Origin of the sequence: Roseomonas acroporae (assembly GCF_023223525.1) — a bacterium.
In the GTDB taxonomy this organism is placed as follows: Bacteria; Pseudomonadota; Alphaproteobacteria; order Acetobacterales; family Acetobacteraceae; genus Roseomonas_E; species Roseomonas_E acroporae.
The window spans coordinates 1-349 of the sequence record NZ_JALPRX010000163.1 but is presented as its reverse complement, the minus strand read 5'-3'; the positions used below and the strand labels follow the sequence as shown (position 1 = coordinate 349).

Here is a 349-nt window from a genome sequence, read left to right as displayed (position 1 = left end):
GTCGGCGATGGCGCGCTCGATGCGGCGGCACTCGTCCTCGGGGCCGGCGCACATCTTCTCGTCGAGGTCGTTGATCGCGGCGATGGACATGATCCCGGTCGCCACGGCCTCGGCCAGCAGGTCGTAGGCGCACTGGCGGACATCGGCCACCGACTGCCAGGAGGCGCAAAGCGCCAGCAGCGCGGCGTCGGGGTTGGGCGCGGCAGCGGGGAAGTCGGTCGCCATCGGCCGGGACGTGACCGCGCCGGCCGGCACCGCCGTGGCGAGCGCCAGGAGCGACGCCGTGCCCCCGAGCATGCCACGGCGGGCGGTGGTAGAAGCAGAGGAAGCCACAGGCATAGGGGCTGTA

1 protein-coding gene is annotated in these 349 nt (G+C 73.1%); it reads right to left on the bottom strand.

Annotation, left to right across the window (positions count from 1 at the left end; translation table 11 throughout):
* On the bottom strand, positions 1–297 hold a 297-nt coding region (locus M0638_RS26940), incomplete at its 3' end, for a hypothetical protein (protein ID WP_248670044.1).
* Positions 298–349 lie beyond the last annotated feature (52 nt).